At 72.2% G+C, this 14,276-nt stretch carries 11 protein-coding genes and 1 pseudogene; 4 read left to right on the top strand and 8 right to left on the bottom strand.

All coding sequences use genetic code 11. The annotated features are described in order from the left end of the window. Positions 1-27: 27 nt before the first annotated feature. On the top strand, positions 28-945 hold the full coding sequence (locus ACZ6B8_RS24445) for an ABC transporter permease (RefSeq protein WP_471608909.1): 918 nt from the start codon (positions 28-30) through the stop codon (positions 943-945). A 59-nt stretch (positions 946-1,004) separates the two neighbouring features. After that, positions 1,005-1,970 (top strand): ABC transporter permease, encoded by a 966-nt coding sequence (locus tag ACZ6B8_RS24440; protein WP_471073479.1) that lies wholly within the window; start codon positions 1,005-1,007, stop codon positions 1,968-1,970. A 10-nt stretch (positions 1,971-1,980) separates the two neighbouring features. On the opposite strand, the gene glgC is transcribed toward ACZ6B8_RS24440, so the two are convergent. From glgC to ACZ6B8_RS24425, 3 genes are read right to left on the bottom strand one after another with little or no spacing between them, the layout of a single operon-like run. Further along, on the bottom strand, positions 1,981-3,201 hold the full coding sequence (gene glgC / locus ACZ6B8_RS24435) for a glucose-1-phosphate adenylyltransferase (RefSeq protein WP_471608618.1): 1,221 nt from the start codon (positions 3,199-3,201) through the stop codon (positions 1,981-1,983). 20 nt (positions 3,202-3,221) lie between these two features. Continuing rightward, the gene (glgA, locus tag ACZ6B8_RS24430) at positions 3,222-4,388 is read right to left on the bottom strand and encodes a glycogen synthase (protein WP_471071944.1); all 1,167 of its coding nucleotides are present in this window, start codon (positions 4,386-4,388) and stop codon (positions 3,222-3,224) included. A gap of 47 nt (positions 4,389-4,435) precedes the next feature. Beyond that, positions 4,436-5,200 carry an IucA/IucC family C-terminal-domain containing protein gene (locus ACZ6B8_RS24425; RefSeq protein WP_471608617.1) on the bottom strand — a complete coding sequence of 255 codons (765 nt, stop codon included), beginning with the start codon at positions 5,198-5,200 and terminating at the stop codon, positions 4,436-4,438. Between the two features lie 247 nt (positions 5,201-5,447). Between ACZ6B8_RS24425 and ACZ6B8_RS24420 the strand changes: the two genes are divergently transcribed. After that, positions 5,448-6,518 carry a DMT family transporter gene (locus ACZ6B8_RS24420; protein ID WP_471608616.1) on the top strand — a complete coding sequence of 357 codons (1,071 nt, stop codon included), beginning with the start codon at positions 5,448-5,450 and terminating at the stop codon, positions 6,516-6,518. 63 nt (positions 6,519-6,581) lie between these two features. Here ACZ6B8_RS24420 and ACZ6B8_RS24415 read toward each other — a convergent pair whose 3' ends face one another. The 5 genes and pseudogenes from ACZ6B8_RS24415 to ACZ6B8_RS24395 all read right to left on the bottom strand — a co-directional run. Beyond that, positions 6,582-7,838: a transglycosylase family protein gene (locus tag ACZ6B8_RS24415; protein WP_471608615.1), complete on the bottom strand. Its 1,257-nt coding sequence runs from the start codon at positions 7,836-7,838 to the stop codon at positions 6,582-6,584. 155 nt (positions 7,839-7,993) lie between these two features. Next, positions 7,994-8,974, bottom strand: coding sequence for an acetylxylan esterase (locus ACZ6B8_RS24410; protein WP_471608614.1), 981 nt, complete (start codon positions 8,972-8,974; stop codon positions 7,994-7,996). Between the two features lie 684 nt (positions 8,975-9,658). Next, the gene (locus ACZ6B8_RS24405) at positions 9,659-10,318 is read right to left on the bottom strand and encodes an aspartate/glutamate racemase family protein (protein ID WP_471608908.1); all 660 of its coding nucleotides are present in this window, start codon (positions 10,316-10,318) and stop codon (positions 9,659-9,661) included. Between the two features lie 107 nt (positions 10,319-10,425). Then, positions 10,426-10,770: a GNAT family N-acetyltransferase gene (locus ACZ6B8_RS24400; protein ID WP_471608613.1), complete on the bottom strand. Its 345-nt coding sequence runs from the start codon at positions 10,768-10,770 to the stop codon at positions 10,426-10,428. A 73-nt stretch (positions 10,771-10,843) separates the two neighbouring features. Continuing rightward, positions 10,844-11,089 (bottom strand): annotated as a pseudogene (locus tag ACZ6B8_RS24395) (aspartate 1-decarboxylase); the annotation flags it as partial. An 89-nt stretch (positions 11,090-11,178) separates the two neighbouring features. On the opposite strand from ACZ6B8_RS24395, the gene ACZ6B8_RS24390 reads away from it, so the two are divergent. Further along, the gene (locus tag ACZ6B8_RS24390; protein ID WP_471608612.1) at positions 11,179-13,029 is read left to right on the top strand and encodes a M15 family metallopeptidase; all 1,851 of its coding nucleotides are present in this window, start codon (positions 11,179-11,181) and stop codon (positions 13,027-13,029) included. Positions 13,030-14,276: the final 1,247 nt, after the last annotated feature.

Genomic DNA, 14,276 nt, shown 5'->3' with positions numbered 1-14,276 from the left:
GCCGCGCTCCCCCGCGACAAGGAACGCGTGCTGCGCCTCCTCCAGGACTACGGCGTCTATCTGGGCGTCGCCGTCCTCCTCCTCGTCAACATCCTCTTCACCCCGCACTTCGTCTCCGGCGAGAACTTCCGCACCCAAGCCGTCCAGGTCGCTCCCGTCCTGGTGGTCGCGCTCGGCATGGCGCTGGCCATCGGCACCGAGGGCGTCGACCTGTCCGTCGGCTCGGTGATGGCGCTCTCCACCTCCTTGATCTCGCTCTACCTCGGGTACGGGATGTGGATCGCCCTCGTCGTGGCGGTGCTGGGCGGCATGGCGGTCGGCGCCGCCAACGGCTCGCTCGTCGCTTTCGTCGGCGTCCAGCCCATCGTGGCGACGCTGGCCCTGATGGTCGCGGGCCGCGGCCTCGCCCTGGTGCTGCTCCCGCAGCTCAAGGACGTACGCGACCCGACCATGGCCTCGCTCGGATCCGGTGATCTGGCCGGCGTCCCGTACGTGGTGCTGATCGCCGCTGCCCTCGCGGTGCTCGTCGCGTTCGTCGTGCGCCGCACCACCTTCGGCCGGCAGCTGCTCGCCATCGGCGACAGCCGCCCCGCGGCGCTCCTCGCGGGGCTGCCGGTGCGCCGCGTGCTCATCGTCGTGTACGTGGCCTCCGGCGCCCTGGCCGCACTCGCCGGTGTCCTCGCGACCGCCCGGCTGAACGCCAGCGACCCGACCTCGCTGGGCAATCTCATGGAACTCTCCGCGATCACCGCGGTGGTGGTCGGCGGCACTCCGCTGAGCGGCGGTCGCGTCCGCATCGGCGGCACCGTGGCGGGAGCCGTCCTGATCCAGCTGCTCACGGCCACGCTCATCAAGCACGACCTGCCGCCGTCATGGACGCAGATCGCCCAGGCCGTGGTGATCGTCCTCGCGGTCTACGCGGCACGCGAGAGGGGCAAGCAATGACCATCGACACGAAGAGCCCGGCGGATCCCGTGAACCGACCCGTCCAGGAAGAGCAGGCGATGGGGCCCTCCCGCTCCGAGCGGCTGAGCGCGCTGGCCCAGCAGCACGGCGCGTTGGTCACCCTGGTCGTCGCGGCGCTTGCCGCGTCGATCGGCTTCGACACGTTCCTGACCGGCGACAACCTGGAGAACATGGCGGTGTCCTCCGCGTTCCTCGCGGTGGTCGCGCTCGGCATGACCTTCGTCATCGTCACCGGCGGCATCGATCTGTCGGTCGGCTCGCTGTTCGCCCTCGGCGGGGTGCTCGCCGCCTGGGGCTCGCGCCACGGGACGGCTCTCGCGCTGCTCCTGCCGCTCGCCGTGTGCGGGCTGATCGGACTGGTCAACGGCCTGCTGATCGCCCGCTCCCGGCTCGCGCCGTTCATCGTGACGCTCGCGGCGATGCTGGGCGCGCGCGGCATCCTCCTGTCGGTCACCGACGAGGGCTCCAGGACCTACCTCGTCGACAAGGACTCGTTCTTCGCGACGCTCGGGCAGGGCAAGGTGCTCGGGGTCGGCGCCCCGGTGTGGATCACGGTCGGCCTCTTCGCGGCGGGCGCGGTGGTGCTGCGCCGCACCCGGTTCGGCCAGTACGTGTACGCGGTGGGCGGCAACGAGGACGCGGCGGCGCTGATGGGCGCCCCGGTCGCCCGTACGAAGATCGCCGTCTACACGCTGTCGGGGCTCTGCGCCGGCCTCGCCGGGGCGCTCAACGCGGCGTGGCTGGTCTCCGGGGTGACGATCCTCGGCTCCGGGATGGAGCTGGAGGCGATCTCCGCGGTCGTCATCGGCGGCACCCTGCTCACCGGCGGATTCGGCTTCATCAGCGGGTCGTTGGTGGGTGTGCTGCTCCTGAAGGTCATCCAGAACGTCATCAACCAGATCGGCTCGCTCGACTCGGCCTACCAACAGGTGGTCAGCGGCGCCTTCCTGGCGGTGGTGGTGATCGCGCAGACGTGGCTGGGGCGCCGCCGCAGGGTGCTGTGACCCTCGGGACTCACATCGGGACGATCTGGCCCTTCCCGAGCGCTATCACTCCGCCCTGCGAGACGGTGTACAGCTCCTCGTCACGCTCCGGGTTGACCCCGATCGTGGCGCCGGGCGGCACGTCGACGTTCTTGTCGAGGACGGCACAGCGCACCACCGCGCCCCGCCCGATCGTCACGTTGTCGTGCAGGACGGAGCCCTGCACCACCGCGCCCTCCTCGACGGTGACTCCGGGCGAGAGGACGGACCGGGTGACCTGGCCGCGGATGACGCAGCCGGGGCTGACGATCGACTCGCCCGCGATGCCGCCCGCACAGAACTTGGCGGGCGGCAGCCCGTCGGAGTGCGTGTAGATGGGCCAGCGCCGGTTGTCCAGGTTGAAGACGGGCTGGTCGGAGATCAGATCCATGTGGGCTTCGTAGTACGAGTCGAGGGTACCGACGTCGCGCCAGTAGCCGTGGTCGCGGGGGCTCTCGCCGGGGACGTGGTTGGAGTCGAAGTCGTACACCTGGGCCAGGCCGCGCTCGGTGAGCAGGGGCAGGATGGAGCCGCCCATGTCGTGCGCCGACTCGTCGTCCTCCGCGTCCTGCTGCAACGCGTCGACCAGGGTCTTGGTGGTGAAGAGGTAGTTGCCCATCGAGGCGTACACCTGGTCGGGGGCGCCGGGCAGGCCGGGCGGATCGGCCGGCTTCTCCAGGAAGCGGTCGACCTTCACGCCGTCGCGCGCGGGCGTGATGATGCCGAACGAGGACGCCTGCGCGCGCGGCACCTTGATCCCGGCGACGGTCACCGCCGCCCCGTTCTCGACGTGCTGCTTGAGCATGTGGCGCGCGTCCATGCGGTAGACGTGGTCGGCGCCGAACACCGCGATGTAGTCCGGCTGTTCGTCATGGACGAGGTTCAGGGACTGCAGGATGGCGTCGGCGCTGCCCAGGTACCAGCGCGGGCCGAGGCGCTGCTGCGCGGGGACGGGGGTGACGTAGTTGCCGAGCAGCGACGACATGCGCCAGGTGGTCGAGACGTGCCGGTCCAGGGAGTGCGACTTGTACTGCGTCAGGACGCAGATGCGCAGGATGTCGGCGTTGACGAGGTTGGAGAGGACGAAGTCGACGAGACGGTAGGTCCCGCCGAACGTGACGGCCGGTTTGGCGCGGTCGGCGGTGAGCGGCATCAGCCGCTTCCCCTCGCCGCCGGCGAGCACGATTCCGAGCACCGAAGGTCCACCGCGCATCCCGGCCTCCTACTTGTCGGCTATCTGTCGGCGTGCAGGATCTCCTCGTACACCTCGACCGTGCGCCGGGCCACGGCGTCCCAGCCGAATTCGCCGAGCGCCCGGCGGCGTCCGGCGGCGCCCATCGCTGCGGCCCGGCCGGGGTCGGTGGCCAGTTCGTTCAGCCGCCGCCCGAGGTCGCGCTCGAACACATCCGGTTCTTTCTCCTCGTACGGAACGAGTACCCCCGTCGTGCCGTCCTGCACGACTTCCGGGATACCTCCCACGCGCGAGGCGACGACGGCGGTGCCGCACGCCATCGCCTCCAGGTTGACGATGCCCAGCGGCTCGTACACCGACGGGCAGACGAACACCGCCGCGTGGGTGAGCAGTTGGACGACCTCGGGGCGCGGCAGCATCTCGGGGATCCACTGCACGCCGGCGCGGGCGCGGCTCAGCTGCTCGAAGAGCGTGCGGAACTCCGCGTCGATCTCAGGGGTGTCGGGCGCTCCCGCACACAGCACGACCTGGACGTCCCGGTCCAACTCCCGTACGGCCCGCAGCAGATGCGGCACACCCTTCTGCCGGGTGATGCGGCCGACGAAGAGGACGTACGGCCGGTCGCGGTCGATGCCGAACCGCTCCACGACGTCGGTCGCGGGGTCGGGCCGGTAGAGACCGGTGTCGATGCCGTTGTGGACGACGTGCACCTTGGCCGGGTCGACGGTCGGGTAGCAGGTGAGGATGTCCTCGCGCATCGCGCCGGACACCGCGATCAGCGCGTCGGCGGCCTCGGCCGCGGTGCGCTCGGCCCAGCTCGACAGGGCGTATCCGCCGCCCAGTTGCTCGGCCTTCCAGGGGCGCAGCGGTTCCAGCGAGTGCGCTGTCATCACGTGCGGGATGCCGTGCAGCAGTTTGCCGATGTGCCCGGCGAGGCTCGCGTACCAGGTGTGCGAGTGGATCAGCTCACGGTCCGCGAGGGCCGCCGCCATGGAGAGGTCGACGGAGAAGGTGCGCAGCGCGTCGTTGGCGCCGTGGAGCGCCGGCCACGCGCCGTGCCGCCGCAGGCCGTCGGAGGCGCCCTCTCCCCAGCAGTGCACGGCGAGATCGGTGAGGGAGCGCAACTCCCTTGCCAGGAACTCGACATGGACGCCCGCTCCGCCGTAGACGTCCGGGGGATACTCCCGGGTGAGCAGTCCCACCTTCACGCATGAGCCCCTGTCGTCCGCCCGATGTCGGCCGCGCCACCTCATGGTCACCCAGACGGGGCCTCGGGGGAAGACCGCTGCGGCGGCCGGTCGAAACAGCAGTCACCGCACAACCCGCCACTCGGGCACCGGTAGTAGAGGCAGCAGCTGCGCCGGCGGAAGGCGGTGCCGCGCAGGGTTCCGGTCGTGCGCAGGTCCGGGTGGGTGAAGAGTTCGGTGGCCAGGGCAACGGCGCGCTCGCCGACATCGGGACGCCCGGATCGCGCCGCCCAGCCGGAGAGTTCGCGTGCGGCGCCCGCGAGCGCGGAGCCCGCGTTGCCCCACAGCAGCCGGGCGGAGACCCGGTACCGCGCCCGCAACGCCTCGGCCAGCGGCGCCAGATGCCCGAACTGCACGACGTCCCGCACGCTCGCGGCGTCTCCCGGCAGCGGGCGTACGCCGGTCAGCCACAGGTCGTCGGGCGAGGAGGCGTCGGCGTCCCAGGCCAGCCGCGCCGGATCGAGGTCGGGCACCCGGCCGAACAGCGCGGCGGAGCCGAGCGCCACGGACCAGAGCCGGGCGGCGAGGCCCAGCTGCGCCACGGACACCGCGACGCGCTCCTCGGGGGCACCGAGCCGCCGTGCGACCTTCTCGACACGGAACGTGAGCGGATCGGCCGGGGTGTACGGGACGGAGGGGGCCGCGTACGCCTCCGCCAGCGGTCGGGCCCGGTGTACGTGTCCGAGGTCGGAGCCGTTGTGCGCCGGAGCCTCGCGCAGGGCGAAGAATCCGCCGACGGAGCCGAGTTCTGCCAGGTCGATGAGGGTGGTCACGACAGCAGTACAGCAAGCGCCGCCGCGCCGGGCGCGCGCGGGGTGGCGATGCGGGTCACTCTCCGCGCCCAGGAGGTAACCCCTCTTGGGGAGGAGTTGATGAAGGTCGTACTCCATCGGCAGTAGGACCAATTGACTGCTCAGGTACGACGACTTATGGGCGATCCGGAGTCATCGTTGTAAGTATGGAAGCAGACCGTTCGCCAGACCGGGATCACCGGACGCACCGCGCCCCGCGGAGCACCTCATGAGTGCTCTGGCGCTGTCCGTGCTGCTCTCCCTCGTCTCCGCCGTGGCGTACGCCGGCGGGGCGATCCTCCAGGAGCGCGTGGCGGCCACGACACCGGGGCAGGGCTACGCACCGCTGCGCCGGGGCGCCTGGTGGACGGCGATCGCCCTCAACGGCCTGGGCGCGCTGCTCCACGTGGTGGCGCTCGCCTACGGCCCGCTCAGCCTGGTCCAGCCGCTCGGGGCGCTGACCATCGTGTTCGCCCTGCCGATGGCCGCCGTGTTCGTGCGGCGGCGGGCCGGGGCGGCCGCGTGGCGCGGTGCCCTCATGGCGACGGTGGGCCTGGCCGGCCTGCTCTCCCTCACGTCCTCGTCGGACTCGCAGAGCCTGGCCGACGCGGAGCGCGTGTTCCTCGGCCTCGCCACGGGCGGCGGCGTGCTCGCGCTGATGGTGGCGGCGCACGCCGTGCACCGGCACCCGGTGGTGCGCAGCGTGCTGCTCGCCTGCGCCGCCGGTGCGGCCTTCGGCATCGCCTCGGTCTTCACGAAGACGGTGGCGGTGGACTGGGACCGGGACGTCGCCCTGCTCGAGCAGGTGCCGACGCTCGGGGCCATCGCGGTCCTCGCGGCGGCCGGCGTGCTGCTCTCGCAGGCCTCGTACCGGGGCGCGGGCCTGGCGGCGCCGCTGTCCACGGTGACGGTCGTGAACCCCGTGGTCGCGGCCGCGGTCGGTCTGACCCTGTTCGGAGAATCCTTCCGTCATGGTGTCGCGGGGACGGTGCTGGCGCTGGCCTGCGCTGTCGTCGCGGCCGGCGGCCTGGTCCTGCTGACGACCGAGCGGATCGCCCGGGAGACCTCGACGGTGACCGTGGCGCAGGGCGGCCCGGCGAAGCCGCCCGCTCCCGCGACGAAGCGGCTTCGGGCCCACGACTCCGCCACGACGGGGACGGGGACGGGGACGGGAGAAGGCTCCTCCACCCCGCCCGCCGCCACGTCCGTGCTGCCCGGGGTCCCGTCGCAGCCGCCGTCGTCGGCCCACCGCAGGAGCCGGTCACGGCACCCGCGCCGACGCGAGCACATCCCGTCCTGACCACCCGGTTCCTGACCACCCGGTCCTGCCGGGTCCACGGCTCACGCCGCCGCTCAGGACCGCTCAGATCCGTACGCCACGCGCCCGCAGGTACGCCAGCGGGTCGACGTCGGAGCCGAAGCCGGGCCCCGTCCGCACCTCGAAGTGCAGATGCGGGCCCGTGCTGTTCCCGGTGGATCCCGACCGGGCGATGCGCTGTCCGGCGCCGACCTGCTGGCCGGCCTTCACGGAGAGCGCCGACAGGTGACCGTACTGGCTGTACTTCCCGTCGGCGTGCCGGATGACCACCTGGTAGCCGTAGCTGCCGCCCCAGCCCGCGGAGACGACCCGGCCCGCGGCGACGGACTTCACGGACGTCCCGGTGGGCACGGGGAAGTCGACGCCCGTGTGGTACCCCTTCGACCAGGAGCCGCCCGCCGCGCGGTAGGGCGTGCTGGGCGAGGCGGAGACGGGGGCGAAGGCGCCGGCGGCGGGCTTGTGCCCGCGGGACGCGGAGTCCGGCGAGGGCCGCGACTTCTCCCGCTTCTCGGCCGCTGCCCTCTCGGCGGCCTTGCGCTCGGCCGCCTTCTTCTCCGCCGCCCTGCGCTCCGCGGCCTGCTGTCGGGCGTGCGCCTCGGACCGGTCGGCGCCGGGCTCGGCGGCACGCTCCTTGGTTCCCTTGCCGGTCCCCCGGCCGTGGACCGAGAGCCGCTGCCCCGGCGTGATCAAGTCGGGGTCGTCGCCGATGACCCGGCGGTTGGCGTCGTACAGCTGGTGCCAGCCGCCGCGGACCCGGCGCTCGTCGGCGATCCCGGAGAGCGTGTCGCCGTGGACCACGGTGTACATCTCGGCGGTGCCCGCGGTGGACTGCGGGGTCACCTCGGGCTTGACGTCCTTGACGTGACGTCCGGGGCGCTCCGGCTTGCTCGGCGCGCGGGCGGGGGTGACGTCAGGGGCGCCGCCGCCGCGGGTGAGCCCGGCCTTGGCGGAGCACACCGGCCAGGCACCCGGGCCCTGGGCGCCCAGGACCTTCTCGGCGACGGAGATCTGCTGGCCCTTGGTGGCACGGTCGGCGCGCGGGGCGTAGGCCGTGCCGCCGTACGCCTCCCAGGTGGACTGCCTGAACTGGAGCCCGCCGTAGAAGCCGTTGCCGGTGTTGACGCTCCAGTTGTTCCCGGACTCGCAGGCCGCGACCTTGTTCCAGGTGTCGACGTCGGCCGCGCCCGCCGTGCCGGCGACGGTGAGCGGGAGCGCCATGCCCGCGCCGCCCGCCGTGACGGTCAGTGACGCGCGGTTGATGCGGTTCGGCTGATACCGGCGGTGCCGGCCCCGTACGGCCATGGGAGGCCCCCTCAGACACACGTCGTCACGGATTGCACACAGCGGACACACGACCAGCCCGAAAGCTAGCCGGTCTCACCGATCCATGACAAGAGGCCGACACCGAGGGGGAGTTGAAAGCCCGACGACCGACCACGCAGCTGACCGAGCCGCCCTCAATCCCGCAAGTACTGCCCGAGCCACCGGAGTTGGACCCCCTGCTGGTAGGGGCCGCCTCCCTCGTGCTCGTTGAAGGCGTACACCTCGATCGAACATTCGCTGCCCGCATAGGCGTTGAAGGCGGCGAACACCGTCGAGGGCGGGCAGATCTGATCCTGCAGGGCCGTGGAGAAGAGGGCGGGTGCCCGGCCGCGGGCGGCGAAGTGCACGCCGTCGAAGTAGGACAGGGTCCGGAAGACGCGCTCCCGACCGTCCCGGCGCGCCTTCAGATAGAGCCCGATCTCGCTGTACGGGGGAAGGCCCGTCAGGGTCGTCGCCCGCGGGAAGTCGCAGAGGAACGGCACATCGGGCGCGATGGCGGCCAGATCCGGGACGAGCCCGCCGACCGCGAGGGTGAGACCGCCGCCCTGGCTGGTCCCGAGCACGGCGACCCGCGAGGGGTCCACGCGCGGATGGGCACGGACGGCCTCGACGGCCCGGACGGCGTCGACGTACAGCCGTCGGTAGTAGTAGTCGTGCGGGTCCTCGATCCCGCGGGTCAGGAACCCCGGGTACGCGGGCCCGCTGCCCACCGGATCCGGGGTGTCGCCCTGCGCCCAGCCGGCGCTGCCCTGCCCCCGGGTGTCCATCACGAGGTGCGCGTAGCCGGCCGCGGCCCACAGCAGATGCATGTGCGGCAGCCCGCGCCCGCCGCCGTACCCGATGTACTCCACCACGGCCGGCAACGGCTCCCCGTCCCCGGCACCGGCGGGCAGCACGAGCCACCCCCTGACGGGGTGCCCGCCGAACCCGGCGTAGGTGACGTCGAAGACGCGGACGCCGGTCAGCGGCAGCGCCACCGGCTCGAACCGCGCGCCCAGCGCGTGCTCCCGCGCCTCCTGCAACGTCTTCTCCCAGAAGGCGTCGAAGTCCTCGGGCTCGGGGAGATCGGGCCGGTACCGGCGCAGGTCGTCGAGGGGCAGGTCGAAGTGGGGCATGGGCGGCTCCTCGTCGCGGACGGGCGGGCGGGCGGACGGGCGGGGAGTGGCTCACGGTAGGGCAGCGGGTTCGCGCCGGACAGCCCGAGGGGGCGTTTCCGGGCGCCGGGTGCGCTCGACCCTGTGCCGGTGAAGGTGCCTGTCGTGAAGGCGCCGGCGCGGGTGAGGGTGGCGCTGCCGGCCATGGACAGGCGAAAGCGGGGGCATGGGCCCGCGGGGCCATGCCCCCGCCTTTCGAGGGTCGACCTACACCTCCGGCAGCCTTCGCACTGCCAGCTGCCTATGCACCTCCAGCGGCCTCCGGAGGCAGCTTCCGGCTACCTCAACGGCCCGGGCTGCGGCTCGGGCTCCGGGTCGGGGCCCGGCTGGGGAATCGGCGCGGGCGGCGGGTCCGGGCTGGGCCGGGGCTCGGGATTCGGCACGGGATCCGGGGCGGGGAAGGGCCGACCCGGCTCCGGCGGTACGGGGTCGGGGTCCGGGAACGGCCGGGCCGGGCCCGGAGTCGGCACGGGATCAGGGTACGGATGGGTCATTGCACTCCTCCAGCCATTGGTACGCCGGTCCAACCAGTGGTACGCCAGCGGCTTCTCCCCCGCGTACCCGACACCCCCGCGCCCAAGCCTTCCACGGTTGCGCGCACCCCGCCCGTGACACTCGCCCAGACCGACGAGACGCCACCGGGACCTACGAGGTCCGGACCTCGGAGGCGCTGCCGGCGACCAGCGCGGCCGCCGCCGCGAGGCCCGGCCGGGGACTGGAGAGAACCGGGACCCGTACCTCCGGGACGAGCGGCTCCGCTCCCGCCATGGAGGCCTGCGCCAGCACGATCACGTCGGCGTCCCGCACGGCACGTACCGCCCGGGCGACGCCCCGCGCATATCCGTCGGAGTCGCCCGACTCGAACAGCTCCCACACCCCGTCGACCAGCTCGGCACGCACCGATACGGCGCGGCCGGCCCGCCGGGCCTCCTCCTCGACCAGAGCCGAGGTGGGCCCGAGCGTGGACGCGACGGCCCCGAGGACGACGATGCGGGAGCCGGCCGCGACGGCGCGGGCGGCCATCGGCCGGTCGACCCTGATCACGGGGACCGCCATGTCCTCCCCCACGGCCTCGGCGACGGCGCCGATGGTCGAACAGGTACACAGCACGGCACCGGCCCCGTCCCCGGCCGCCCGCACGAGGGCGTCCCGCACGTCGAGGGCGACCGCGTCCGGACCCTCCTGACGCGCGCGTGTCAGCAGCTCCTCCGCCACGTGGTGGCGGAGCTCCAGGTCGGGGTGCCCGGCATCGCGCAGGCCGTCGAAGACGGGGACGTGGACGGGTGAGGTGTGCAGAAGGGCCAGGGTGGCCGACGGTTGCGCCTGATGGTTGAACGCGTCCTGCCGGAGACTTGAGTGTCTCGATGACACCCGTTCCTGCCTCGCCGGGCGCCGGGGATCCGGGGTGCCGGTCACCATGCCGAGGGGTCCGTCCGGGCCTTGTCGCGCGCTGCGCGCCGCAGCTCGTCGGAGGCGGGCGGGGCCTGTTCGGGGTGGCGCTCGGCCCACTTCACGACGTACGGGCAGAGCGGCACGACGGCGAGGCCCTCGCGCGCCGCGACGGCGTACAGCTCCCCCGCGAGCGCGCCGGCGACGCCCTTGCCCTCGTGGGCGGACGCGACTTCGGTGTGCACCGGGACGAGGGCGGGATCCGGGGCATCCAGGACGAAGTACACGACGTGCCCGAGGACTTCGCCGCCCTCGACGGCTTCGAGCACGCCCCGCGCCCGGTCGTCACGAAGGTCGATACCGCTCATTGCTCTCCTCACGCGCGAGTCGCCCCGGCGCGAGGAGGCGGGCCGACGGGCGTCCGGCCGGACGGGCGCCCGGTCAGACGGAGACCGGACGGCTCGCCGGATTGCGCACCATGTCGGGGGCGCCCGGCTCCGGCTCCGCCGCGTCCTCCCCGAGGGCCACCACGCGGTTGCCCTCGTCGACGTGCACGACCCGCGGCCGCAACACTCGCGCCTCGGCGTCGTCCACCTGGGCGTAGCTGATGATGATCACCTTATCGCCCGGGTGCACGAGGTGCGCGGCCGCGCCCAACCCGGGGAGGTCCGGTCCGCCTTCGAGCTCCCGGCAGAGGTGACGCGGCTGGGCCGACCCGCGTGACGTCCCTCCCCAAATCGCTCCGCTCCGGCGCCACGTCCTGCTGAGGTAATCCCATGCCGCTGACGCCAGACCACATCCGCACCACTGTCGAGACCTACCTCGCCCGCCGCCCTCACGAGCGCGCGCCCCTCAGCGCCCTTTTGGATGCCCTCGAACGTTCCGCCGACATCGCCGGCCGATCCAGCCTCACCGGCCATGTCACCTGCGGGGCGATCGTCCTCGACCCGCTCGGCCGCGTCCTGCACGTGCCGCACCTCGCGACCGGGAAGGTCCTCACCCCCGGTGGGCGCGCCGAGCCCTCTGATGAGTCCCTGGCGGAGGCGGCGCTGCGGGAACTGCACGGGAAGACCGGGATCCCGCCCCGGGCGGTCACACCGTGGCCCGGCTACGAGGAAGTGCCGTTCGACATCGGCATCCACGAGAGCGACGCCCACCCCGGCCAAGGCGTACCGGGCCACCAGCACTTGGACCTCCGCTTCCTCTTCCGCCTGCGGGCCACGAACGAGACGCCGGTGGTACTGCGGGAAGAGCGGGAAGAGGAGGTCGGTGGCATCGAGTGGCGGCCCGTGGAGAAGGCCGCCGCTTCCCCTTCCCTGCGCGAGAAACTCCTCAACCTGCCGCTCCAGGTCCAACCGGGGACCGGCTCACCGAGCGGTGCGGACCGCCGTGCGTTCACGGCAACCGCGACCGGCCGCGCGGACACCCGCCTCGTGGTGATCCGCGGCAACTCGGCGTCCGGCAAGTCAAGCGTGGCGCAGGGCCTTCGCGATCACTACGGTCGCGGTATCGCGATCGTGGGCCAGGACGTGATCCGCCGCAACGTGCTGAGGGAACACGACTCCGCGCGCGGCGCCAACATCGCCCTGCTGGGCGGCATCGCGCGCGAAGCACTGAACGCCGGCTTCCACGTCGTGCTCGAAGGGATTCTGTACGCCGACCGCTACGGCCACATGATCACGTCTCTGGTACGGGACCACCGCGGCGTCTCCAGCTGCTACTACCTGGACGTACCGCTGGAGACGACGTTCACCCGGCACGCGTCGAAGGCTGACGCCGCTTACCTGAAGCAGGTCACCGACGGCCACCTCGCCACCTGGTACCGCGAGTTGGATCTGCTGCCGCAAGGTCTGGAGACCGTGGTCCCGGCCGACAGCACGCTGCAGGACACCGTCGCGCGCATCCTGCGCGAGACAGGTCTGGCCGCTGTTCCCCCCAGCCCGGCGCATCCGTACATGCCGTCACAGGGAGACAGGATGAACACGCTGGTGTTGATGTCCGATCCACGGGTCGCCGCGATCCCGGTGCGCGAGTGCGGGGAGGAGCTCGTCGACGTGCGGGACCACGGCTTCCGCGTCGATCCCCGTGAGCAGGATCCGCGAGGTGCGTTCGCCCACCTCCGCGAGGGCGTCCTGGCCATGCTCAAACATGCCCGCTCGCTCCTGCCCGCCGGCACCGACCTGCTGTTCATCGAGGGCTACCGACCACTCTCCCTCCAACAGCGCTACTTCACCGAATACCGGGACGAGCTGGCTGCCGCTCACCCCGGCTGGACGGCTGAAGAGCTGCACCGGGCCGCCAGCCGTTACGTGTCACCGCCGGAGATCGCGCCCCATTCCGCGGGCGCGGCCGTGGACGTCACCCTCGTCGACCAGGACGGCCACGAACTCGACCTCGGCGCCCGCGTCAATGCCTCCCCCGAGGAGAGCGACGGTGCCTGCTTCACGCACGCCCCGAACCTCAGCGACCGCGCACACCACCACCGCGCGCTGCTGCTCAACGCCATGGAGGCCGCCGGCTTCACGAACTACGGCACCGAGTTCTGGCACTTCTCGGCCGCGGACCGCTACGACGCGCTGACGCGGCAGGAGCCGTACGCGCGCTACGGACCGGTCGAACTGCCTTAGCCCGCCGGCACCTTCGTCCGTTGGAGGCCACGCCGGCCCACAAGCCCATGCGGTGATCCGGGCGAAACCCACGCCGACACACTGCACCTCACCGTCACCGACCACGGCACCCCCAGCAACGGACCAGCGGCTCGCAGTGCGGACGTATCGGGATGACGGAACGCGCCCGCAGCGTCGGCGGCACCCTCACCCCGGGCCCGGACCTCGAGGGCGGATTCACCGTAACCGCTCTTCTCCCGCTCACACCGTCCGCTCCCCCCCTGCCTGATCCGCATTCTGCTGGCCGACGACCAACACCTCGTGCGAGGCGCCTGCGCCATGCTCACCAAGGCCGCCTCCGACATGGATGTCGTCGGCCAGGCATCGACCGGCCAGACAGCCGTGGACCTGGCCCGACCCCCACGAGAGCATCGTCACGGCACTGCGGGACGGAGCCTCCGGGTTCGTCGTCAAAGACGTGCTGCCCGTGGACCTCCTCGCCGAGATGCACACCATCTCCGCCGGTGAGGCCCTTCTTTCGCCAGGCGCCCACCGGCCGGCTCAAATCCCAGGTGCTCAGCGTCCAGAGACCAGGCCCGGTCCCACCCGAGCTGACGAGCCTCTCCGCACGCGAGCGACAGACCCTCACCCTGGTAGCCCGCGGAATGAGCAACCAGTAGACCACCGACCACCCGGCGCTCAGCCCACTGACGGCGAAGAAGCAGCCTCGTGCCCCCCAGCACCCCTTCCGACGGCACCTAAAACGCGATCCGTCACGCAGCAGAGGACGAGCAGCGTCGTCCGAGACGTCGCCCAGGGACAGGTCATGGCACCAATGGAGCCATCCGCAGCCAACGGATCAAGATGCGTGGCGACCGGCTTGGCTGTGGTCACCGCATACGGACCGGTGCCTGGCAGAGCAGCACGGCCCTTGACGTCCTCGGGGTTCGCTCTGTCCAGCCACGTCCAAGTGGGGAGGTTCGCCGTCGACCTGCCCCTCGAGCTTCAACTCGACCTCAGTGTCCCGGACTCTGCGCGCCGCTCACCAGCGCGTACAAGACTGTCGCAGGCCGACACCAGAGGACTGCACCTGAGGCCATGTTCATGCTGGCCGGTAGCGACGCACCTCAGGCGGGGCGTGCAGATGCGCGATCAGCTCTTCACCTGCGCTGTCTGCTGGCGCTCGACGGCGGCCTTCACCAGGCCGGCGAAGAGCGGGTGCGGGCGGGTCGGACGGGAGCGCAGCTCGGGGTGGGCCTGGGTGGCGA

It is taken from the genome of Streptomyces sp. NPDC041122 (assembly GCF_055592445.1).
The sequence above is the reverse complement of the archived record's forward strand: the minus strand, read 5'-3'. Positions and strand labels throughout refer to the sequence as shown.

Coding starts and splice junctions, on each gene's coding strand:
- ACZ6B8_RS24390 (WP_471608612.1), top strand. CDS start 11,179: ATGCCGCTGACGCCAGACCACATCCGCACCACTGTCGAGACCTACCTC.
- ACZ6B8_RS24410 (WP_471608614.1), bottom strand. CDS start 8,974: ATGCCCCACTTCGACCTGCCCCTCGACGACCTGCGCCGGTACCGGCCC.
- ACZ6B8_RS24400 (WP_471608613.1), bottom strand. CDS start 10,770: ATGAGCGGTATCGACCTTCGTGACGACCGGGCGCGGGGCGTGCTCGAA.
- ACZ6B8_RS24440 (WP_471073479.1), top strand. CDS start 1,005: ATGGGGCCCTCCCGCTCCGAGCGGCTGAGCGCGCTGGCCCAGCAGCAC.
- ACZ6B8_RS24420 (WP_471608616.1), top strand. CDS start 5,448: ATGAGTGCTCTGGCGCTGTCCGTGCTGCTCTCCCTCGTCTCCGCCGTG.
- ACZ6B8_RS24415 (WP_471608615.1), bottom strand. CDS start 7,838: ATGGCCGTACGGGGCCGGCACCGCCGGTATCAGCCGAACCGCATCAAC.
- glgC (WP_471608618.1), bottom strand. CDS start 3,201: ATGCGCGGTGGACCTTCGGTGCTCGGAATCGTGCTCGCCGGCGGCGAG.